Annotated in this window: 21 protein-coding genes; 16 read left to right on the forward strand and 5 right to left on the reverse strand. The window is 41.6% G+C overall.

Annotated elements, in window-relative coordinates:
- Positions 1 to 10: 10 nt before the first annotated feature.
- Positions 11 to 1,432, forward strand: a complete 1,422-nt coding sequence (locus LROSL1_RS01470) for a sugar porter family MFS transporter (RefSeq protein ID WP_178913486.1) — start codon at positions 11 to 13, stop codon at positions 1,430 to 1,432.
- Between the two features lie 124 nt (positions 1,433 to 1,556).
- Here LROSL1_RS01470 and LROSL1_RS01475 read toward each other — a convergent pair whose 3' ends face one another.
- Positions 1,557 to 2,402 (reverse strand): MurR/RpiR family transcriptional regulator, encoded by an 846-nt coding sequence (locus LROSL1_RS01475; protein WP_178913487.1) that lies wholly within the window; start codon positions 2,400 to 2,402, stop codon positions 1,557 to 1,559.
- Positions 2,403 to 2,583: 181 nt separating this feature from the next.
- Here LROSL1_RS01475 and LROSL1_RS01480 point away from each other — a divergent pair, with 181 nt between their 5' ends.
- The 10 genes from LROSL1_RS01480 (at position 2,584) to LROSL1_RS01525 (ending at position 11,773) form a co-directional block, all read left to right on the forward strand.
- A complete protein-coding gene (locus LROSL1_RS01480) occupies positions 2,584 to 3,045 on the forward strand; it encodes a PTS sugar transporter subunit IIA (protein WP_178913488.1) in 462 nt (153 codons plus the stop codon).
- Positions 3,045 to 4,370: a PTS ascorbate transporter subunit IIC gene (locus LROSL1_RS01485; RefSeq protein ID WP_017260710.1), complete on the forward strand. Its 1,326-nt coding sequence runs from the start codon at positions 3,045 to 3,047 to the stop codon at positions 4,368 to 4,370. Before LROSL1_RS01480 ends, LROSL1_RS01485 begins: the two co-directional genes overlap by 1 nt.
- Before the next feature lie 32 nt (positions 4,371 to 4,402).
- The gene (locus LROSL1_RS01490) at positions 4,403 to 4,690 is read left to right on the forward strand and encodes a PTS sugar transporter subunit IIB (RefSeq protein ID WP_017260711.1); all 288 of its coding nucleotides are present in this window, start codon (positions 4,403 to 4,405) and stop codon (positions 4,688 to 4,690) included.
- A gap of 14 nt (positions 4,691 to 4,704) precedes the next feature.
- Entirely contained in the window at positions 4,705 to 5,778 is a 1,074-nt protein-coding gene (gene ulaG, locus LROSL1_RS01495) for an L-ascorbate 6-phosphate lactonase (protein WP_017260712.1), read from the forward strand.
- A 44-nt stretch (positions 5,779 to 5,822) separates the two neighbouring features.
- Positions 5,823 to 6,443: an orotidine 5'-phosphate decarboxylase / HUMPS family protein gene (locus tag LROSL1_RS01500; protein WP_178913489.1), complete on the forward strand. Its 621-nt coding sequence runs from the start codon at positions 5,823 to 5,825 to the stop codon at positions 6,441 to 6,443.
- A gap of 231 nt (positions 6,444 to 6,674) precedes the next feature.
- Positions 6,675 to 7,682 carry a ribose utilization transcriptional repressor RbsR gene (gene rbsR / locus LROSL1_RS01505; protein ID WP_225440545.1) on the forward strand — a complete coding sequence of 336 codons (1,008 nt, stop codon included), beginning with the start codon at positions 6,675 to 6,677 and terminating at the stop codon, positions 7,680 to 7,682.
- 250 nt (positions 7,683 to 7,932) lie between these two features.
- Positions 7,933 to 8,328, forward strand: a complete 396-nt coding sequence (gene rbsD / locus LROSL1_RS01510; protein ID WP_017260716.1) for a D-ribose pyranase — start codon at positions 7,933 to 7,935, stop codon at positions 8,326 to 8,328.
- A 17-nt stretch (positions 8,329 to 8,345) separates the two neighbouring features.
- The gene (locus LROSL1_RS01515; protein ID WP_178913491.1) at positions 8,346 to 9,830 is read left to right on the forward strand and encodes a sugar ABC transporter ATP-binding protein; all 1,485 of its coding nucleotides are present in this window, start codon (positions 8,346 to 8,348) and stop codon (positions 9,828 to 9,830) included.
- A complete protein-coding gene (locus LROSL1_RS01520; protein ID WP_017260718.1) occupies positions 9,830 to 10,801 on the forward strand; it encodes an ABC transporter permease subunit in 972 nt (323 codons plus the stop codon). The genes LROSL1_RS01515 and LROSL1_RS01520 overlap by 1 nt, the downstream gene beginning before the upstream one ends.
- A gap of 12 nt (positions 10,802 to 10,813) precedes the next feature.
- The gene (locus LROSL1_RS01525; protein WP_161003918.1) at positions 10,814 to 11,773 is read left to right on the forward strand and encodes a substrate-binding domain-containing protein; all 960 of its coding nucleotides are present in this window, start codon (positions 10,814 to 10,816) and stop codon (positions 11,771 to 11,773) included.
- Positions 11,774 to 11,940: 167 nt separating this feature from the next.
- Here the strand turns inward: LROSL1_RS01525 and LROSL1_RS01530 are convergent, their stop codons facing one another.
- Complete coding sequence (locus LROSL1_RS01530; RefSeq protein WP_178913492.1) at positions 11,941 to 12,981, reverse strand: CdaR family transcriptional regulator; 1,041 nt, start codon at positions 12,979 to 12,981, stop codon at positions 11,941 to 11,943.
- A gap of 193 nt (positions 12,982 to 13,174) precedes the next feature.
- Here LROSL1_RS01530 and LROSL1_RS01535 point away from each other — a divergent pair, with 193 nt between their 5' ends.
- The 3 genes from LROSL1_RS01535 (at position 13,175) to LROSL1_RS01545 (ending at position 16,001) form a co-directional block, all read left to right on the forward strand.
- A complete protein-coding gene (locus LROSL1_RS01535) occupies positions 13,175 to 14,485 on the forward strand; it encodes a GntP family permease (protein ID WP_178913493.1) in 1,311 nt (436 codons plus the stop codon).
- Positions 14,486 to 14,497: 12 nt separating this feature from the next.
- Entirely contained in the window at positions 14,498 to 15,640 is a 1,143-nt protein-coding gene (locus LROSL1_RS01540) for a glycerate kinase family protein (protein WP_178913494.1), read from the forward strand.
- 103 nt (positions 15,641 to 15,743) lie between these two features.
- Positions 15,744 to 16,001, forward strand: coding sequence for a hypothetical protein (locus LROSL1_RS01545; RefSeq protein WP_178913495.1), 258 nt, complete (start codon positions 15,744 to 15,746; stop codon positions 15,999 to 16,001).
- Between the two features lie 157 nt (positions 16,002 to 16,158).
- Here LROSL1_RS01545 and LROSL1_RS01550 read toward each other — a convergent pair whose 3' ends face one another.
- Entirely contained in the window at positions 16,159 to 16,557 is a 399-nt protein-coding gene (locus tag LROSL1_RS01550) for a hypothetical protein (RefSeq protein WP_178913496.1), read from the reverse strand.
- Between the two features lie 197 nt (positions 16,558 to 16,754).
- Between LROSL1_RS01550 and LROSL1_RS01555 the strand changes: the two genes are divergently transcribed.
- Entirely contained in the window at positions 16,755 to 18,161 is a 1,407-nt protein-coding gene (locus tag LROSL1_RS01555) for a DNA cytosine methyltransferase (protein WP_178914906.1), read from the forward strand.
- Between the two features lie 353 nt (positions 18,162 to 18,514).
- Here LROSL1_RS01555 and LROSL1_RS01560 read toward each other — a convergent pair whose 3' ends face one another.
- A complete protein-coding gene (locus LROSL1_RS01560) occupies positions 18,515 to 19,210 on the reverse strand; it encodes a SinI family restriction endonuclease (protein WP_178913497.1) in 696 nt (231 codons plus the stop codon).
- Between the two features lie 112 nt (positions 19,211 to 19,322).
- Positions 19,323 to 19,634 (reverse strand): nucleotide pyrophosphohydrolase, encoded by a 312-nt coding sequence (locus LROSL1_RS01565; RefSeq protein WP_178913498.1) that lies wholly within the window; start codon positions 19,632 to 19,634, stop codon positions 19,323 to 19,325.
- Between the two features lie 133 nt (positions 19,635 to 19,767).
- On the opposite strand from LROSL1_RS01565, the gene LROSL1_RS01570 reads away from it, so the two are divergent.
- Positions 19,768 to 21,516, forward strand: coding sequence for a DUF2075 domain-containing protein (locus tag LROSL1_RS01570; RefSeq protein ID WP_178913499.1), 1,749 nt, complete (start codon positions 19,768 to 19,770; stop codon positions 21,514 to 21,516).
- The last annotated feature ends 45 nt before the right edge of the window (positions 21,517 to 21,561 follow it).

The raw sequence follows: 21,561 nt of genomic DNA on the forward strand, positions 1-21,561 counted from the left end.
AGACTCGATAATGGATCAAAGTCAGGATCAAAAATCACATGTTGGCTTTTTATGGGCTGCTACATTCATCTCTGCGATGGGTTCACTCCTTTTTGGATATGATACCGGGATTGTCAATGGGTCTCTACAGTTCATGGCCAAAGCCCAACAACTTGATTTAACATCCTTTCAACAAGGGATTGTTTCTTCAGGATTAACCTTAGGTGCAGCATTTGGTGCAATCTTTGGTGGACCATTAGCCGATAAAATTGGCCGTAAACGAATTCTAACCATCTTGGGAATCATCTTCGCGGTTGGTGCACTTGGTTGTGCTTTCTCGACCAGTATTGTTGTGCTGATTATATTTAGATTTTTACTGGGTCTAGCAGTTGGCTCGGCCTCTGCAAATGTACCTGTTTATATTGCCGAAATCGCGCCATCTGAATTTCGAGGTAAAATGGTCACGACTGCTCAAGTTATGATTGTTTCTGGACAGTTTATTGCATTTGGTGTTAATGCTGCTTTGACGCCACTTGGTGCAGGCAATGCTGCAATCTGGCGGTGGATGCTTGGACTTGGAACCATTCCTGGAATTATTTTGTGGTTGGGGATGTATCTTGTGCCTGAATCACCCAGATGGTTAGTATCGCAAAACAAAAACTCAAAGGCACTTGAAGTGTTGAAGAAGATTCGTTCTGCTGCATCAGTACCATCTGAAATGGCTGAAATTGAAGCCAAGGACAAGGCTGACAAGGAAGAAGCTGCCGAACAGGCCAGCTTTAAAGAATTATTCCAGACACGCTGGGTGCTACAAATCCTTATCACTGGGGCTATGTTAGGTATTATTCAGCAATTTGCAGGCATTAACTCCATAATGTATTACGGTGGCAAGATTATTCAAGATTCAGGATTTAATCCAACGGTTGCTGCCATTTTGAATACCGGTAATGGACTACTGTCTGTTGTTGGTGCGGTTCTAGGAATGTTCACAATTGACTGGCTGGGTCGTAAAAAATTGGAGTATTCTGGACTAGTCATTTGTGCAACTACGCTAGTCATCGCCGGGATTATTCACTCGACAGTGCCAAACGCAAGCTGGGCAGGTATCACTATCGTTATCCTTGTTTACATTTACATTATTTTCTTCCAAGGTACTTTAGGTCCTGTTACTTGGTTGATTAATTCGGAAATCTTTCCACAGAGGTTCCGTGGTATTGGAACTGGAATTACCATTTTTATACTTTGGATTGGTAATTTCGTTGTTGGGTTATTATCCCCAGTACTACTGGATTGGAATATGTCATATACCTTTTATATATTCGCTGCATGCTGTGTTTTAGGAATAGTGTTTGTTCATATAAGGGTTCCTGAAACAAAGGGGGTACCCCTTGAAGAAATTGAAAAATATTTCAGATCTAAATATGATAAATCTTATAAAGAGGATTCAAAATAGTAAAAGTCTTTACTATCGTCAATGAAGACGGCAAAAGAAAGGTCAATCACAAATTTCTGTGATTGACCTTTCTTTTATATGGGTATTGTAAATGTCGTTTTGGTAAAAAAAGACTTTGATGTAATTACGCAGGATGTTTTTTCGAAATAGTCGAGCGAATTTCATCAAGAACTGTTTCTGCAGATTTGCCAAAATATTGTGCCGTTAGCATATACAAGCAATCGTTGATTGCCAATTGAGAGGTTAGTGATAGCAGTGCCTCAGAACGGTACCGAGAATCTTCAGAGATGGAGAAGAAGTCTACATTCCCGTATTCAGCTAAAGGTGAATTTGGAAAACTTGTGATAACGATTATTGGCACATGTTTAGATTTTAAGGCCTCAGCGATTTCAAGCGTGTCCGTATCATTTCCAGTGTGCGAAATTACAACCGCACAGTCAGAATCAGACATTCGAGAGGCTTGCATTAAGGCCAAATGGTATTCGGTATCATGCAGAACGTTTAAGGGTACTCGTAGAAATTTGTGATAGGCGTCAAGAGCCACAATGTTTGATCCACCTAGACCAAAGAATTCCAATTTTTTAGCGTGGACGATGAGATTTACGGCTTTTTCCAAATCCTTTTCGTCCATTAAATCAAATGTGCCATTTAGGGTTTCGATGTTTGCATCGAGTGTTTTTTTAGCAACCATCTTTGGCGTGTCAGTGTCAGCAACTTCTTGAATGGTGGGTGCGCTTTTACTCATTTGATTTGAAAGTGCCCATTTAAGCTGTGAGTAATTAGTGTAACCTAATTGTTTTGCAAAACGCGAAATTGTGGCGACAGAAACATGGCAGTCCCCAGCTAGTTCAGTAACGGTTTTGGAGGAAGCGTTAGTTTGGTTGGCGAGAAAATAGTCTGCGATGCTCTTGCTACTGCGTCCAAGGGACGGGTAGATGTCTTTAATCCGATCAAAGATATTTAATTCCATTTGTTTTTATCTTCCTTAATTCGTAAAACTAATGATTTGTAGTGTGACATAACGATAACATGACAATTTAAAATTTTCTAGCTTGCAATGAAAGCGGTTTCGACTATAATAGTAAATGTAAAAAGCAATCATTTCTAGTTGATAATTCATGACGTTATTTTACATTACGGAGGTAAAAATTATGGACACCGATCCAAAGCTTTCTGTTGATGAAGTGCAGTTAAAGGTACATGCATCAAACTGGGAAGAAGCAATTCAGGTTGCTGCCAAGCCATTAGTAGATGGTAAAAAGATCACTAATGATTACGTTACGGCAATGATTGATTCCGTTAAAAAATTAGGCCCTTACATTGTGATTGCACCAGGATTGGCGCTTGGTCATGCACGACCGTCAGAAGCTGTGCATCAAACAGGATTCGCAATTGCAACATTGGCGGAACCCGTGAAGTTTGGAAACAAAGACAACGATCCAGTTGATCTGGTGGTTATTCTTGCTTCTACCAGTGATACGGCCCATCTTTCATTGTTACAAAAGATTGTTATGTTTTTGAATGACAGTCAAAACTTAGAAACTTTACGTTGTGCGAAAACACGAGAAGACGCAAAGCATATTGCTGAACAGATCAACGGGGGCGATCAGTAATGCAAGTGATTAATTTCTTGGTTTATCAGGTTTTGAGTAACGAAACTATTTTTCTTGGCTTGGTAGCGTTGGTTGGGTTATTGCTCCAACGCAAAAAGTTTCCGCAGGTTGTTGATGGCACAGTTAAAACTGTTATTGGATTAACCGTTTTATCTTCTGGTGCCGGAATTTTAATTACTTCTCTATCGCCAGTGGTCACAAAGTTGAACTCAACACTTCATGTTAAAGGGGTTCTACCAACTAATGATGCTGTCTTTGGCGTGGTACTTCGCTTTAGCAGCATTGCAAAGAACACTGTTATCACTTTCCTATTGGCATTCTTCCTCCATTTGGTATTAGTAAGAATTTCATCAGGAAAGAATTTTAAGAACGCCTATTTAACCGCCCATCTAATGCTTTACCACGCAGCGTTTATGAATGTTACGTTGCCAGTTGTATTACATACCAACGGTTTTTGGACGATTGTTGTTGGGACGGTTTTGAACGCGGTCTACTACACGTATTCACCTGCAATTCCAAGAATCATTTCACGACCATGGATGCATGATGTGTCCACGCTAGGGTTTATGGATCAGGTTGGGTCGTTGGTTGCTCACTTTATTGGTAAATGGTTTGGTAGTTCCAAACCTGAACAGGATGCCGATAATATGAAGTTGCCTAAATGGGCCTCAATGTTCCGAGACAATACGATTGTTCTGTTCTTCTTAATGCCAATTATCTTTGTTGGAATCGGATTAGCCGTTGGTCCTGCAGGCATCCAACAACTTGCAGGGAAAGGTCCTGATGCTACGAACTGGATCATGTGGTTAATTCTACAAGGATTCACGTTTACGGCAGGGATTGTTATCTTACTTTCTGGTGTACGGATGTTTATTGGTTCAATTGTGCCAGCATTTAAAGGGATTTCTGACAAATTCCTTCCTGGTGCAATTCCAGCTTTGGATGCACCAACCATCTTCCCTTATTCACCAATGGGTGGGATGTTTGGTTTCCTTGGTTCGACCGTTGGCTGTATTTTAATCACGTTTGCCACAATCATTTTCAAATCTCCTGTTATCGTGTTCCCAAGTCCAATCATTATGTACTTTGACGGGAATGTTATGGGGGTATTTGGTAATAAAGCTGGTGGTTGGCGTGGTGCCATTATGGCCGGATTTATTACTGGGATGATTTCATCCGCCGCTGTCATTCTGTTCTATCCACTTACTGGTGCTGTGTACGGCAGTGGGTTGACGTGGTCAAACATCGACTATGCTCTTGTTTGGATGCCACTTATGTACCTGCTAAAGTTCATTCGCACCGCGATTGTTGGCTTTATTCTGTAATTTAAACGCAAACGAAATTTGGAGGAAATATCATGAAAATTATTGCTGTATGTGGTTTAGGTGTTGGATCAAGTGTTATTGCAAAAATGAACATTGAGAGTATTTTGTCTGAAGAAGGTAAGGATGAAGTTGATGTAGACACTGTCGATTTAGGCAGTATTCGGAGCGCTCCAGCTGACATTTATGTAACAACACGGGAATTATTTGAAGATTTCCCTGAAGAGGACAAAGAAAAAACAATCGTTTTGACAAACTTTGTGGACAAAAACGATATTAAGGCCCACTTAGATCCAAAAATGGCGGAATTAGAGAATAAGTAAGGAACGTGGGGAAAATGTCAGTTGATAATGTAAATGATGTCACAGAACAAACATGGAAAGATGAAGTGTTTCCAGAGTGGGGAACGTGGTTAAACGAAGAAATTGATCGCACTGAGGTACCACAAAACAAGTTTGAAATGTGGTGGTTAGTTAATATGGGCATTTGGCTTAAGTCTGATCAGCAGACGAGTGTTGCCATTGATTTGTGGTGCGGTACTGGTAAAACAACACATGATAAGGCTGACATGTCGCCACGTCATCAGTGGTCCCGTTTGACCGGTGGCCGTAAAATTCAGCCTAACTTACGGGCTCAGCCAATGGTCATTAATCCGTTTGCAATTCATCATCTTGACGCATATCTTGTGACGCATTTTCACCATGACCACATTGACATGAATGTGGCTGCGGCCATTTTGCAAAACGTAAAGGAGCCAATTCCATTTATTGGGCCTAAAGATGTTGTTGATCAGTGGCTTGACTGGGGGGTTCCGGCTGACCGGTGTCGTATCGTTAAACCCGGGGATGTCATCAAAGTAAAGGACATTGAAATCGATGTGACAGATTCCTTTGACCGCTCGGTGTTAATTACTGATCCCGACGAAAAAGATCTGCCTGATGATAAACAGGTGCCTGATATGGATGCTCGAGCCGTTAATTATGTTTTGAAAACTGATGCAGGCACCGTATACGATGCTGCCGATTCACACTTTTCATCTTACTTTGCTAAACATGGTAAGGACTTTGACGTCGATGTCGCAATTGTGGCATATGGAGAAAATCCAATCGGTGTCCAAGACAAAATGACTTCCGTAGATGTTCTACGGACTGCAGAAGACTTAAATACAAAAATTGTCATTCCGCTACATTGGGATGTATGGTCAAACATGCTTGGAGACCCGAGTGAAGTTGAAGCATTGTGGGAAATGCGTAAAGAGAGGTTGGATTATAAATTCCATCCATTCTCTTGGTTACCGGGTGGACGATTTGTTTATCCTGACGACCAAGATAAACTGGAATATTATCATGATCGTGGATTTAAGGATCGTTATACGCATCCGATTAATCTACCATACAAGTCATTCTTGTAATCACTAAAGTAAATATTGAAAGATCTCTTTCTGAGGAAGTCGGAATGAAATTACAGGTCGCAATTGATCGTAAGTCGTTAACCGAAACTGAGCAGTTAGTTCGAAGTTTGAATGGTGTCGCCGATATCATTGAGTTTGGCACATCGCTGATTAAAGATTTTGGGTTTAATGATGTCAGTAAACTTGCACAGTTGGCTCGTCACAGTCGTGTATTGTATGACATTAAGACTGTTGATGAAGGCGCCTATGAATTTCATTCCGGCTTTTATTATGGCGCCGATTATCTGACGGTCATGGGGTCAGCGTCTCCGGCGACAATTGCTTTATGTTATGAGGAAACTAATGCGGTTCAGCACATGATGATTGACTTGACTGATGTTCCTGAGAATCAAGTCGCAAAAATTGATACTTTCGATAACGCCGTTTATTTGGTTCATCACAATAATGATCTTGGTACGAAAATTGACGCACCCGAAATGGTCGCTAATTTTCATCAATTACATCCTAAAGTGAAGCATATCGCTGTAGCTGGCGGAATTGATTTAGACAATGCTCAGAGACTTAGGAAACAAGGTATCGCAGAGATAGTTATTGTTGGTGGGAAAATAAGCAGCGCAATGTTTGCTGAGGGAGCCGCTAGATCCTTTCGAGAAATCCTAAAGTGATAATTTATTGCTGAGGCAATTTGAACTAGAGAAGAGATAACCAAAATGGTTGTCTCTTTTATTTTGGTTTGAAAATTCATGGACTTTAGCAAACGTTTCCAATCCTTAAATAAAGGGATTTACTTAAACAAAAATAATAAAAAACATGGTTATCTCCTTACTTTTTGTTATGATGATATGGTAAAAGTTTTACTAATAGGCATTTCATGTGATGAAAGTTTGGTGACAACTGTGGGTAAACGAGTAACTATCAAAGATGTGGCCGAAGCGGCAGAACTATCAATTACGGCTGTTTCTCAAATATTGAATGGTAAAGGAGAACGATTTCCCAAAGCCACCAGAGATCGTGTAATGGCCGTGAGAGATAAACTCGGCTACGTTCCAAACTTTAATGCAAGAAGTATGATTAACCACTCAATGAAGACTGTTGGTATCATCGTGCCTAATCTTGTTAACCCTTTTTTCAGTACTTTCCTGAGGGGTATTCAAAGTGCAATGTATGAGAGTGAGTGCGTGCCGATTATTTTGTCGGCAGATCACAATGAGACCCTGGAAAGGTATTATTTAAAAACATTCATTGAGCGCGGCGTTGATGGTGTCATCATTGCGGGATCGGCGATTGGGAATAAAGGAATTAAGGACTTATTACAACCGATTCACATTTCGTATCTGTTATTTGACCAAGCTGATCCCATAAGTGGCGGGGATCAAATAATTGTGAACGATGAGCACGGTGGTGAACTGGCCACATCCCATTTGATTCAGGCTGGACACAGAAAAATTGCCGTTGTGATACCAGAGCAGCCTTCACAAAATGTGAAATTAAGATTGGCAGGTTATCGGCATACACTTGAGCAAAATCAGATTCCGTTTGACTCACAGTTGATTTTTCCGACGGTACTTTCGAAAATGGGTGGTCGACAAATCGCTGCTGATATTATCGAATCCAAGGTAACGGCCGTCTTTAGTACTAACGATGAAATGGCCATTGGGCTGATTCGGGGATTGCAGGAAGCAAACGTGCGCGTGCCCGAGGATGTTTCAGTGATCGGATATGATGACATTGACTTAGACGATTATGTAACGCCACGATTAACAACAATTCATCAACCGATTTACGACATGGGCGTGTGGGCCGGTCAAATGATTATGAGTCGCTTGAGCACACCGGAATTGAGTCCACAACTTAAGATGGTTGATGTTAGTTTGAAGGAACGTAACTCGGTTAAAAGATTGTGAATTACCAAAATATGACATCTCGATATTAGGCTTGGTTAACTATTTCTTTCCAAATGTATAGGTCACTTGTGTCCTATCATTTAGGAAGATTTTTTTGTCTAGATTGCTAGTGTATAAACAAAATTTCTAAATTTGAGTACGAAATGTTGTAAACGCTTACATAAATTGGTATCCTATACGAGTGAAGCACGTAAATCGTTTTACTGGATTTTTTCACAAACATTAATCGAAGGGTGGTTCAACGTTTCAAATGAAGAAAACAACAGTTATCAATTCAGACTTATCGCGTGTTATTGCACAAATGGGGCATTTTGATACGCTGGCAGTTGGCGATGCAGGAATGCCAGTGCCTGCTGGGACAGAGAAGATTGATTTGGCGGTTACTAAGAACCTGCCAAGTTTTATCGATGTGCTGAAAAACATCTTAAGTGAACTTCAAGTACAACGGATTTTTCTGGCAGAAGAAATGAAGACTCAAAATCCGAAACAACTAACGGCGGTTAAAGAATTATTACCAAACGTTGAGATTCAATTCATTCCGCACGATCAGATGAAGGCAGATCTTAGCAAGGCGCATGCATTTGTACGGACAGGGGAAATGACGCCGTATTCAAATATTATTCTTGAGAGTGGCGTAACCTTTTAGGGGAGGCAAAATCACAGATGGAAATTGACATGCAACATATTTCTAAAGCGTTTGGTCCTAACGTCGTTTTAAAAGACGTTAACTTTTCCGTTAAGGGCGGAGAGGTCCATGCGTTGATGGGAGAAAACGGTGCAGGCAAGTCAACAATGATGAACATCTTGACGGGCTTATTGGAGCCTAACGGTGGTTCAATCAAAGTTGACGGTAAAGAAACACATTTTGCTAGCGCGTTGGAAGCGGAACAGCACGGCATTAGCTTTATTCACCAAGAAATGAATAATTTTGGTGAAATGCCGATTCTAGACAACATGTTTTTAAACAAGGAAATTAAGACGCGGTTTGGCTTTATCGACAACGCAAAAATGAAAGCGATTGCACAGGAATCACTGGCCAAGCTTGATGTGAAACTAGACTTAAATCAGCCAATTGGCAATTTATCTGTTGGACAACAGCAAATGATTGAAATTGCGAAGTCTTTAATGACAGAAGCCAAAATCATTATCATGGATGAACCTACGGCTGCCCTGACAGAAAATGAAATTGGCAAGTTGTTTGAGGTGATTAAGTCACTTAAAGCACAGGGTGTGGGGATTATTTATATTTCACACAGAATGGAAGAACTTTTTGAAATTTCCGACCGTGTGACTGTTATGCGTGATGGACTAACGATTAACACGTACAACACAAAGGGAACCAACGTTAAACAAATCGTTCACGACATGGTTGGCCGAGATATGGGTGACTTTTATCCTGACCGTCATCCCAAGTTTGGCAAAGTCATGTTAGAAACCAACAAGTTAACGCGTGAAGGTGTCTTTAAAGATATTAGTTTCAGCGTACGTTCTGGGGAAATCCTCGCCTTTTCTGGATTAATGGGTGCAGGTCGAACGGAAGTCATGCGTGCCATTTTTGGAATTGACAAACTTGATTCAGGGACAATCACGGTAAATGGAAAGCAAGTCAAGATCTCAAATCCAAGTGATGCTATCAAGGATAATATTGGATTTTTAACTGAAGATCGCAAATCTGAAGGGCTTATTCTGGACGACAGTATTGCTGACAACATCGATCTGCCAAGCATTGAGGGATTCGTCAAGCACGGCATGATTGATCGTAAGGCTGACAGGGATTTCGTTAACTTGCTGATGAAGCGACTGACCGTCAAAGCAAACAGTGCTGAAGATGAAGCAGGCAGTTTGTCTGGTGGTAACCAACAGAAAGTCGTTTTGGCTAAGTGGGTTGGTTCCGGATCGCAAGTGCTAATTTTGGATGAGCCAACTCGTGGGGTCGATGTTGGTGCTAAACGTGAAATCTATGATCTGATGAACGAACTAACAGATCGTGGAACTGCCATCATCATGGTTTCTAGTGATCTTGATGAAGTACTCGGTTTTTCAGATAACATTGCCGTACTGTACGAAGGAAAGCTAATGGGGGTTGTGCCAACTGCTACCGCGACCCAAGAGAGTGTTATGACATTAGCAACGGGAGGAGAAAACTAATGGATAACCAAACAGAAACAAAGCGTCACTTTAGCTTTGGCGACTTTTATTCGAAACTTGGTCCGCTGGTCGCCCTGATTGTTCTAATTGTGCTTGTATCAATTTTGAATTTTTCGTTTCTTGATCCACTGAACTTATTGAATTTACTTCGCCAAGTCTCCATTAACGCGTTAATTGCCTTTGGGATGGAATTTGTTATCCTGACTGGTGGAATTGACCTATCTGTTGGATCGATTCTAGCGTTAAGTGGTGCGTTTACCGCACAGTTAGTATTGATGGGTGTACCGTCGTTTATCGCCTTCCTGATTGGGATGGTTACCGGTGGTATCTTTGGTGCATTGAATGGTGTCCTAATTGCGTATGGTAAAGCAGCACCATTTATCGCAACGTTGGCGACACAAACAATTTTTCGTGGTGCAACGTATGTGTTTACTAAAGGTAACCCAATTACAGGCGCCAAGATGAGCAATAACTTTGGCTTCCAATTCTTTGGTCAAGGTTACTTATTCGGTATCCCATTCCCTGTCTACATCATGGTATTGTTCTATATCCTTGCGTTTATTCTGTTACACCGGACAACGTTTGGTCGTAAGACTTATGCCTTGGGTGGTAACCCTCGGGCTGCTTTTGTTGCTGGTGTTAAGAACAATAAAATGATCATTTGGATCTACACTCTGGCAGGTTTTCTTTCTGCGGTTGCTGGGATGATCTTAACGTCACGTCTGGCATCTGCTCAGCCTGATGCAGGGGTGGCCTACGAAATGGATGCCATTGCCGCCGTTGTGTTAGGTGGAACGAGTCTAGCAGGTGGTAAAGGTAAGATGTTCGGAACGTTGATTGGTGCCTTAATTATCGGGGTTCTAAACAACGGTATGAATTTACTTGGAATTTCGAGTTTCTATCAACAGATCGTTAAAGGGATCGTGATCCTGGTCGCTGTCCTGCTCGATCGTAAGCAGGCCAAAGCCTAGGGAGGGGTACTCATGAAAAAGGGTAAACGATATGTACTTGTTCTAGTTGCATTGTTTGCATTGAGTTCAATTATTTTAACCGGGTGTAAAGCAGTTTCATTAACGCCGCCAACATTCGGTGGCACGCACACTACCAAGAAGTCAAAGGACAAGCTGAAGGTTGGGGTATCACTCTCAACATTGAGTAACCCGTTCTTCATTTCAGTTCGTAACGGGATTAATGGTGTTGCCAAACAAAATGGCACTAAAACTGAAGTGTTTGATGCACAAAATGATAGTTCCAAACAGTCCAGTGACATTGAAGATCTGATTCAGAAGAAGGTTGATGTTATCATCATTAACCCTGTTGACTCAGATGCCATTGTTCCTGCTGTTAAGGATGCAAACAACGCTGGTATTCCAGTTATCGCCTGTGATCGTGGGTCTAACGGTGGGAAACTACTGACGACGGTTGCTTCTGATAACGTTAAAGCCGGTAAGATGGCTGCTCAATACATGATGAGTAAAGTGCCAAAGGGCGGTCAGGTTGCTGAACTTGAGGGAACGCCTGGTGCGGATGCTGCCATTCAACGTGGTAAAGGATTCAATACCGCTGCCAAGAACAATCTGAAGATTGTGACGAAGCAAAGTGCAGATTTTGACCGTGCTAAGGGACTTTCCGTTATGGAAAACATTTTGCAGGCTCACTCATCTATCCAAGGTGTGTTTGCCCAAAATGATGAAATGGCACTCGGGGCTGTTAAAGCCATTAACAATCCAGATCTAGTTGTTGTTTCCATTGATGGTGAACCTCAAGGATTAACTGCTGTTAAGCAAGGCAAGATTTCTGGTATTATTGCCCAGTCACCAGAAGTTGAAGGACAGTTGGCCATCAAGGCTGCCTATGCACACTATCAAGGCAAGTCAGTACCTAAGCACACAACGTCACCAATTCACTTGGTTACGAAAGAAAATGTGTCTAAGTATAAATAGTCAGATGAATAAAGGCTGTTAAAGAGCGCTTTGATCGATATTGAGAAAATCGATTTAAAATAGCCCCGGCAATTTTGTTTTGAATTGCTGGGGCTATTTTTTGTTTGCGTTCAAAAGTATATTAATCCGCTTAATTAGTTAAGGCTGATTTTAAGAAAATAGTGTCCCTAACTATTCAGCTTAATCAGTAAACTGCCAATATAAAGTTCCACAAGATCCTTAAAGTTCCGTGGATTCAGTCCCGTCTCCTCATGAATTTTGTTCAGCTGGTAGCTAAGCGTGTTGCGGTGAATGTGTAGGTTAGTGGCGGCGTGTACTAAATTGCCGTTAGCATCGATAAATGCATCCAGTGTTTTGAACAGTTCTCCCTGATCACCGTCAATGGTGGCATTGCGCAGACGTTCAAGAGTATCGGGAATAATCAATTTACTGTTGGCGATTGCGCTGATAAACTGAACCTGTTCAAACGAAATCAGGCTCGGATCGGCTAGTTTTGTTTGAATATCAATGACTTGCAGCGCTTGATTGACCGTTGTTTTAATAAGGTTCGTTTTGGTGCCGATCCCAATGGCAATGTGGTTGTCCTTGGCAAAACTAGTTAACCGTTTAATCGTTGTGTCGTAGGCAGTTAAAACTAGGCTAGTGTTGTCACTCAATTGAAGCAAGTAATCCGCAGTATCCATGGGGATTTGCGGCAGGTGTGTGGCGTGCAGGGCTAGGGCCACTCTTGGTTGTTCAACCTGGATGCCCAATTGCTCAGCTTCCAAGTACAAGGATGAACTTTTAGAAATGACGGTTTTCGTTTGAATCCACTGGTGCAGGAAACGATTTAGACGGGAGGTGTGTTCCTGACGAATGGCGTCCGTTTGCGCTTGGGAAATCAACAGTTCCGTTGCAGTGCTCAATAAAGATGCCAATGGTGTAACTTTCTCCGGATCACCGGTAATTCCGATGACACCAATAATTTGGTGGTCAAACACAACCGGTGAATTGACGCCAGGTTGACCGTGTTCACCATATGATTCGGCCATTGGTAATGACTGGCCCGAGCTAATTGCTTCAACGGCACCGCGATGGAGTGATCCAATCCGCTTTTTATCACCACTGGCAATGATGGTGCCGGTTTCGTCCATCATATTGATATTGTAAGGAATCTGTTTCATCATCTTATCTACGATTGACTGTGCAAGAGTTGGCTCAAGCTTCATTTAAATCACCCCGATTAACAGCGTTTGATTAGCGCTAGTTCCCTATAGTTATCTTAAGACATCTAAGTATTGTGAATGAATATGCAAAGTGACCAAATTCACACAACATTTTTGGCAGTTTGATACTGTTTTATGTAACCGCTTTAACGTAAAGTATACCGTAAAGTTAGTAATCTATTTGGAGGGATGTACTGTGGTAAACGTAACGGTGAGTTGGATCGGTGCGCTGGTTGGGTTAGCTTTAGCCATTATTTTGATTTTACGTAAACTCAACCCAGTGTACTCGTTATTATTGGGGACGATTGTCGGCGCCATTATCGGGGGTGCCAACTTGGTCCAAACGGTGAATATTGTGGTCGCCGGAACCCAAAGCGTGATGGGGACAGTGGTGCGCGTGTTGGCCGCTGGTGTGCTGGCTGGTGTCATGATGGAATCTGGCGCTGCTAACACGATTGCCAAGACGATTGTGAACAAACTTGGTGAGGGACTGGCGATATTCTCGCTCGCCTTATCAACGATGATTATCACAGCGGTTGGTGTCTTTATCCCGGTAGCTGTGTTGATTGTGGCGCCGATTGCGCTTGAAGTTGGTAGCCGCATGAAGATTTCCAAACTGGCGTTGCTGGTCGCCCTGTCTGGTGGCGGTAAAGCCGGTAACATCATTTCGCCAAACCCTAACACGATTGCGGCTGCGCGTGGCTTCCATTTGCAACTGAGTTCTGTGATGGTTGCAGACTTTGTACCAGCGTTGTTTGGCCTTGCAATGGCCGTATTACTGGCAACAGTTTTGAAGAATCATGGTGACATTGCCAGCATGGCGGATGTTGAAGCAAACCAAGACACGGGTGCGACGCCTGATCCAGATAATTTGCCATCGTTTCGGTCAGCCATCGTTGCGCCACTCGTGGCCGTTATTTTATTGCTGATCAATCCGATCGGTAGCATTCTGCACATTGCTGTCCTGCAGAAATTCCAGGTTGACGCGATGTACATTCTGCCTTTGGCTGGGGTGCTGGGGATGTTTGCCATGCATCAAGGTCGGCAGATTCTCGCTTACACTAAGTCAGGTATGGATCGAATGACGGATGTCGTGCTTATCTTGATTGGTGCCGGAGCTATTGGTGGTTTGATTACCGCCTCGACTCTGCCAGCCGTGATTGTTCATTTGATCAAAATTTCTGGTATCTCTGGCACGTTCTTGGCACCAATCGCCGGAATTCTGATGGCTGCCGCAACGGCTTCGACCTCAACCGGTGTCATTCTCGCGACCGGTTCGTTTGGCAAAGCCATTCTGGCCTTCGGGACCGCGCCACTGGCAGCCGCTGTGATGGTTCATACCGGTGCGACGGTGATTGACCACCTGCCACAGGGGAACTATTTCCACGTCACCGCCAACGCGATGAATATGGATCTGAAGGCGCGGATGAAGTCCGTTCCGTATGAAACAGCTGTTGGTCTGACGATGACCATTGTCGGCACGCTTATGTATGGGTTCTTACTCTAGGAGGACAACAAAATGAAATTTGTGATTGCACCAGACTCATTTAAAGGAAGCCTCACTGCCAAGGAAGCGGCAGATGCAATCGAGACCGGTATCAAACGGATTTTCCCAGACGCCGACTACGAAAACGTGCCCATGGCCGATGGTGGCGAGGGCACTGTCCAATCGCTAGTTGATGCAACGCATGGGACTTTTCGGACGATTGATGTCTTGAACCCACTGCAAGAGACCGTTCCCGCTGAATATGGCATCTTGGGCGACGGACAAACAGCTGTAATCGAAATGGCAGCCGCCAGCGGTATTCAGTTTGTTAACGATGAAACGAAAAATCCGTTGATCACTACGACTTACGGCACCGGTCAGTTGATTGCGGATGCACTGCAACGTGGCGCTACCGAAATCATTATTGGTATTGGCGGTAGTGCGACCACAGATGGTGGTGCGGGAATGGCCGAGGCGTTGGGCGCCAAGTTCTTGGATGCTTCTGGATCGCCAATTAAGCGTGGTGGCGGTGGTTTAGCTGACTTGGCGACTATTGATGTCAGCGAGATGAACCCGTTGTTGAAAGATGCACATATTCGAATTGCGTCTGATGTGACGAATCCATTGGTTGGTGAAACTGGTTCCGCTGCTGTGTTTGGACCACAGAAGGGTGCGACGCCTGAGATGGTTAAGCAGTTGGATGCGAATTTGGCACACTACGCTGAGGTGTTGAGGACAACTCTGGGTGTCGATTTGGCAGATTACCCTGGCGCCGGTGCTGCTGGTGGTCTGGGTGCCGGACTACTTGCCTTCACCAACGCCAAAATGGAAAAAGGTGTTGAGATTGTCGTTCAAATGACTAAATTGAAAGAACGCGCTAAAGACGCCGACTTTGTCTTCACTGGTGAAGGTGGCATCGATTTCCAGACCCAATATGGCAAGACGCCGATGGGGACAGCGCAGGCCGCTCATAGCGTGAGTGACCATGTGACGGTCATCGCTTTAGCCGGTAACGTGGGGAAGGGCATTGATCAGTTGTATGACCTCGGGATTGACGTTGTGATGGGGATATTGCCCGGCGTTGAGGATTTGCCGACTGCGGTTGCACATGCGAAGGATAACTTGACTAGTACTGCGGAGAATGTGGCACGGTTGATTAGGCGTGCACATAAATAAGCGGAAAATAAGATATAATTCCTGTTAGATAAATCCATTCTTTGTGATTACGCGAGTGCTTGAGATTTGAGTCATTTTTTTTGGACGACAGGAGTTGATTCAAATGTTCCTTCAAAATCTAGCTATTTCAATTTTTTTAGTTTTTGGCGTGTTACTTATTATTGCTGGTTTTAAAATAAATTCGCATACTTTGACCGATTATGCTAGCGTCGCAGATAGCACTGATGCAGGCCCATGGATTGCTTTGTTGAGTTTTCTGTTTAAAAAGGCTGGCTTCAAACGATACGGCAAGGCGGCGTTTGTGATGGTCGGAGGTCTCCTAATAGCTGTATGCATTGTGCTACTGATAGTTTTGAATTGATGACTGGAATTTCTATTTTGTTTGAAAAATCCCTCTATTTGGATGCATTTAATATAAGTACTTTTGATGAGTTAAGCTGTTACAGAAAAAACGTCACAGTATGGTAGAATCTCAATTTTTTAAGATTCTACCGTACCGTGACGTTTTATTTGTATATTTATAGGTTGCTAAAGAACTGAATGATGATTAGCTTTATTTGTTCAATTAAATCGATTCCTGTGAAATAATAGTAAGCTTTCCAACCAATATAAAATACTACGACAAAGCCAATGACTGTTAGCAGTCGATCCCAGGTACGACTATATCTACTTCTTCGGTAAGCACGCTTTTGAAGTTTACGCTGTTGCTTTTGCATCTTTTGTGACTGGATATGTTGTTGTTCCGCATTAATTTCGCGCTGCGCAGCGAGTGCTTGACGTTGCCGAGAATCGCTGATTATTTGAGCATTACGTCGCTGAACTTCTAAGTCGTGTTCCTGTTTAGCTTGTAAATAAGCTGCATGCCACTTAGGATCGTTTTTGCGTTTCTCATAAAAATCGAAGCTATGATATGCCATTGAGACTACACCGCCATTCGTTATTCTGATTTGATTTTATCGTAGAAGGATTAAAAATGGGACATATTGTAAAAAGTAGTTTTAAAGGTAACAATTGATTTTTATATAATAGACAAATGAAAATGACTTGAAATTTCTAAATGAATTGATATGATGGGGTATATAAAAAATGTTTTCGAACAAAGGAGGATAAACCCATCACAAATCTATCAACTAGGGAAGTCGCGCGGATATTGAAGTGTTCTCCACAGCAAGTTAGAAATTTTGCTAAAAATGAGAATCTGCCATTTGAACGTATTGGTAAAATGCTTGTTTTTAATGATCAAGAAGTACAAAAATGGGTTACTGAAACTGGGTATGTTATAGAACCTGACGATCATCGACGCAAAAGTCAAAATGTGCCAGCAAAAATCGCTTTGAGTTTTTTTACCGGAGCAGGCGGTCTAGATATTGGAATGGCAAAGGCTGGAATCCATCCGTTATTAGTTAATGATATTGATAAAAATGCTAGAAAATCAATATCACAAAATTATCCGAATGAGGCCTTGGTAGGCGATGTGAATAATTTAACGATGCAAAAAGTGTATGACTATGCGCGAATCCCAAGTAACAGGCGTGTTGACTATATGTTTGGTGGACCACCGTGCCAAGCATTTTCTACTGCTGGAAAGCGAAAAGGTTTTGAAGATACAAGAGGAAATGTTTTCATTAATTATCTAGAATTGATTGGGCAAATACGTCCTAGATACGCGGTTATTGAAAATGTTCGCGGGCTTTTATCCGTTCCTGCAATTTTTAACGAAAAAGATAAAAGTGGTATTAAGGGCGGCGTTCTTTTTTATGCTCTTCAGAGATTACGGACATTTGGTTACACCGTCTCTTTTGATTTATATAATTCTGCAAATTTTGGTGCACCCGAAAGCAGAGAACGGGTAGTAATAATTGCAAAGTTGGGTGATGACAAGGTAGCATATTTAAAACCAACAAACGATGAATCAGGGAAATTTGGATTATCCAAGTGGAAGACGTTTGGGTCGGCCGTCAAAGGGCTACCCAAGCAACAAAGTTTTGTTGAATATCCAAGTAAAAGGGCTAAATATTTAAAATATATACCAGAAGGGGGAAATTGGCGGAGCTTACCCGACGAATTGCAGCGTGAGGCAATGGGGAAGTCATATGCACTCCCAGGGGGGAAGACCGGATTTCTCAGACGTCTAGCCAGAGACAAACCATCTCCAACGTTGGTTACAAACCCTACTATGCCAGCAACTGATTTAATACACCCCATTTATGATCGCCCACTGAGTGTAGAAGAATATTCAAGAATTCAGGGATTCCCAGATTCTTGGCACATTGAAGGCAAGTTGACAGACGTTTATAAACAGATAGGCAATGCGGTTCCTGTTCCACTAGCGAAAGCAATCGGTGAAAGAATTTTAGACGACGATGCTGGGGAAAATTATAAAAAAATAAAGGGATTTAAATATTCTCGTTATAAAAACACAAATGACATAGAGTGGGAGTCAAAAATCTTAGAAGAGATTAAAAAATCATCTTTATACACATTGGAAGAGATTCTTGAAAAAATAAATCATGGGTTTTAGAATTATTTCGCCGATATGTGAAATTTTGACACCACCTTAATAACTGCTTGATGATCCTTCCTTCTAAAGAAGATTAAATTCTGTAAAGAGAACATCAGCAAAGTGATCGTTTCTTGCATGGATGTTTGATTCTCTGCTGCTCAAGAACGGTGAAAGGGTAGTTAACGAGCGGTAATTTATTTTTTGAGCTTTTAATAAAAAACTGTTGATCGTTTGATGTTAAAAACGGTTAACAGTTTTTTTAATTTAAGTTCAAGATCAAGTTGGAAAAAATATATCTTTTCAGATGTCTAATTAATGATGTCGTGATTAGCATTTACTACGTTCTTCAAAAATTGATTATACCCAGCTTCCTAAGCGCTTTGAATATGCATTAAAGTATTTAATTGATCCCAATTAAAAGAAGGGACGGGCCGCTTATTTTTCATATGAGTCGTTAGTCTATTCCATTTCTTTATTTGAGTACCGTTTCTTATAGCTGAGCTGGAGCTATTTTCTGTATTGTCTCGATTTTTTATTTGAATAAACTCACTCCCTAAAGCTTGTGCGTTGAAACGAACAAAATCGCAGGCACGCAACGTTTCACCTTCTGCCCAAATCCAACCTTCTGTGCTTGCAATCGAGTTAATGTATTCTTCTAATAGCGCACCTTGTATATTTTCAGCACTCATGAAAAGATTGTGAGCGGATAAGGAGTCGTCAAGCCTTTGTGTACTCCAACCTTCTCTAGTTTCTACAATTACTCCCAGCGCCGGGTCGTTAACTGAATGTTTCACATTCGCATGGCGGGTTGACGGTCTATTTGTGTGGGCATCATAGTATCGCTTTAACCATTTGGAAATATAATCATCTGCATTTAAAGAAGTTACGGGAACGTTGAGGTTTGGAAATAATACATTTATATTGCTAAGACCAATTTTAAATAATTGTTCGACTTTTGCCTGTTCCTGTGGTGATTTGCTTGAATAATCTACTGCTTGAAGGCGAGACAGTCTAGAAATAAGATCAGTACTATTTTCTCCATAACTAGCTAATGATTTTGATGACATTGTTGAACAGCACCCCTCATTATTTTTTGAAATTCCTTCTCTAGTGCTATTATAGCAGCACATATTTAAAAATATTATGCTTTTGTAGCAAAAAGATAGTTGAACAAGTACTTTAGATTGACCAAGAACGATGCTTATTAATCTCAAGTTTCTTTTGAACAAGTTCATTTGGAGCTACATCTAGCTCGTTGCAAATGTAGTAAATATACGTAAGCACATCTGCAACCTCTAATTTGTAAGCATCTTTTTCCTTGTCAGTGAGATTAGAAGTACTAGTCCATTGAAAATGTTCTAGCATTTCGGCAGATTCAATGCTGACTGACTTAGTGAGGTTCTCTAATGTGTGATATTGTTTCCAATTTTTAGAGTCTCTGAATGCGAGCAATTCTTGCAATACTTCTTCGAATTCTGGGCTTTTATTCATTTGATATATTCCTCCAGTTATTAGACTAAACAGTTCTGGGAATTACGCACCTTTACACAGTATAATTATTGTGTAAAGTTCAAAAAATAACAGCCCTGATACGTATATCACTGCTAAAGGATATTTCAAAAATATGAAATCCAATATTAAACCACCAAAAGTTAAAGAAGTGCCATACAATCGGTCCAGCATTGATACGCTTAGTGACAAACTTGCCAATGATAGTGAGGCCACTTTGTTGTTGGAATACCCGACCGTTTATATTGTTCACAGTCATAGTGGCAAAGACAAGTATGACGTATACGTTGGCGAAACAAACGATATTAAACGTAGAAGTATTCAGCACTTAGACGATGACCCTAGATTACGCCTAGACTGGAAGCAGTTTCGTGATGGAAAAAATGCACAAATGATCATGATTGGTCATGAGCATTTCAATAAGTCGTTAACCTTAGACATAGAGAATCAACTGATGCTGTATATGTCCGGATTGACGCAGGTTAGCCATCTAAATAATCGTCGTGATAATCCACAAAATAAATATTACACATCCAAAGAAAAAAATGAGATTTTTTCGAAGATTTGGCGAAAACTAAATAGCTTAAATCATAGACTTTTTCCGATTGAGGAAGTAGTTAAGAACTCTGCATTATTTAAAGCATCGCCATTTCACGATCTGACAGATAGCCAACAAGAGGCCAAAGATCAGATATTGCAGCGTGTAACAGAGATTTTAGACAACGGTCGCACTAGTCAACTGATTTTAGTTGAAGGTGAAGCAGGATCCGGAAAGACCGTACTTTTGAGCACTATTTTTTATTTACTGAGTCAATTTGAGAGTGAAGATGGCAAAAAGATTGACGCACATTTATTGGTTAATCATGACGAACAGCTCAAGGTGTACGAGGAAATTGCTAAAAAGTTAGGTCTGGGTAGCAATACTGTTGATAAGCCCACTCCCTTTATCAACAAACGATCGACTGATGAAAAGGTCGATGTTGCTTTAGTTGATGAGGCGCACTTGTTATGGACCCAAGGCAAACAATCATATCGAGGATCAAACCAACTGGCGGATATTCGTAAGCGCGCTAAAGTAACAATTGCTGTGTTTGACAGGCATCAAGTACTTAGAACACAAGAATTCATTGAGAAAAAAGATATGGATTTGATGGAAGCGAGTGCTCGCAAAGATGGCAATTTTATTAGACTCAGAGATCAATTGAGAATGAATGCCAATCCCGACACTATTCAATGGATTGAAGACCTCACTGAAAAGCGTGTTGTAGGGAAAATTCCAGATGATGATCATTATGATTTGCGTATATTTGATGATCCTCAAAAAATGTATGCGGTCATAAAAGAAAAGGCACATCATTCTGAAAATGGGTTATCTAGAATGCTTGCTACATTCGATTGGAAATTTGTTGGTAACGGAAAAGGTGATCACGGGCATCCGTGGGAAGTCACAGCTTCCTCCGCTTCACATTTGCATGACTTAACGTTGCCTTGGAATCTTCAACTGCCACTCGATGCAAGTCAAAAAGGACAAGGGAAAAAACTCGCTTGGGCGGAGCAGAGACAAACAATTGATGAAGTTGGATCTACGTATACGATTCAAGGATTTGATCTGAACTATACGGGGCTGATCATTGGACCGTCAGTTAAGTATCGCGATGGAAAGATTGTTTTTGATCCTAGTGCAAGTGCTAATACTAATGCGGTGCAAAATCGAACTATGAAGTCTGGCGATAAGCGGACTGTTTATGAAGAGTTGTTGCCGAATGAATTGCACGTTCTCTTAACGCGTGGCGTGAACGGATTGTACATTTATGCTGTGGATGCAAAATTACGAACGGCCTTGCTAAAAAACAATCAGAGGTAGAAAAAATTCTCTATTTCTAAAGTTGGCAAAGAGATTGTGTAAGTA

Source organism: Furfurilactobacillus rossiae (assembly GCF_013394005.1).
GTDB classification, from domain to species: domain Bacteria; phylum Bacillota; class Bacilli; order Lactobacillales; family Lactobacillaceae; genus Furfurilactobacillus; species Furfurilactobacillus rossiae.

Bases quoted from the DNA above. Each gene is read 5' to 3' on its own strand.
- LROSL1_RS01545 (WP_178913495.1), top strand. From the start codon at position 15,744: ATGTTCCTTCAAAATCTAGCTATTTCAATTTTTTTAGTTTTTGGCGTG.
- LROSL1_RS01560 (WP_178913497.1), bottom strand. From the start codon at position 19,210: ATGTCATCAAAATCATTAGCTAGTTATGGAGAAAATAGTACTGATCTT.
- LROSL1_RS01540 (WP_178913494.1), top strand. From the start codon at position 14,498: ATGAAATTTGTGATTGCACCAGACTCATTTAAAGGAAGCCTCACTGCC.
- LROSL1_RS01490 (WP_017260711.1), top strand. From the start codon at position 4,403: ATGAAAATTATTGCTGTATGTGGTTTAGGTGTTGGATCAAGTGTTATT.
- LROSL1_RS01470 (WP_178913486.1), top strand. From the start codon at position 11: ATGGATCAAAGTCAGGATCAAAAATCACATGTTGGCTTTTTATGGGCT.
- LROSL1_RS01570 (WP_178913499.1), top strand. From the start codon at position 19,768: ATGAAATCCAATATTAAACCACCAAAAGTTAAAGAAGTGCCATACAAT.
- LROSL1_RS01530 (WP_178913492.1), bottom strand. From the start codon at position 12,981: ATGAAGCTTGAGCCAACTCTTGCACAGTCAATCGTAGATAAGATGATG.
- LROSL1_RS01515 (WP_178913491.1), top strand. From the start codon at position 8,346: ATGGAAATTGACATGCAACATATTTCTAAAGCGTTTGGTCCTAACGTC.
- LROSL1_RS01485 (WP_017260710.1), top strand. From the start codon at position 3,045: ATGCAAGTGATTAATTTCTTGGTTTATCAGGTTTTGAGTAACGAAACT.
- ulaG (WP_017260712.1), top strand. From the start codon at position 4,705: ATGTCAGTTGATAATGTAAATGATGTCACAGAACAAACATGGAAAGAT.
- LROSL1_RS01475 (WP_178913487.1), bottom strand. From the start codon at position 2,402: ATGGAATTAAATATCTTTGATCGGATTAAAGACATCTACCCGTCCCTT.
- LROSL1_RS01525 (WP_161003918.1), top strand. From the start codon at position 10,814: ATGAAAAAGGGTAAACGATATGTACTTGTTCTAGTTGCATTGTTTGCA.
- LROSL1_RS01520 (WP_017260718.1), top strand. From the start codon at position 9,830: ATGGATAACCAAACAGAAACAAAGCGTCACTTTAGCTTTGGCGACTTT.
- LROSL1_RS01500 (WP_178913489.1), top strand. From the start codon at position 5,823: ATGAAATTACAGGTCGCAATTGATCGTAAGTCGTTAACCGAAACTGAG.
- LROSL1_RS01550 (WP_178913496.1), bottom strand. From the start codon at position 16,557: ATGGCATATCATAGCTTCGATTTTTATGAGAAACGCAAAAACGATCCT.
- LROSL1_RS01480 (WP_178913488.1), top strand. From the start codon at position 2,584: ATGGACACCGATCCAAAGCTTTCTGTTGATGAAGTGCAGTTAAAGGTA.
- LROSL1_RS01565 (WP_178913498.1), bottom strand. From the start codon at position 19,634: ATGAATAAAAGCCCAGAATTCGAAGAAGTATTGCAAGAATTGCTCGCA.
- rbsD (WP_017260716.1), top strand. From the start codon at position 7,933: ATGAAGAAAACAACAGTTATCAATTCAGACTTATCGCGTGTTATTGCA.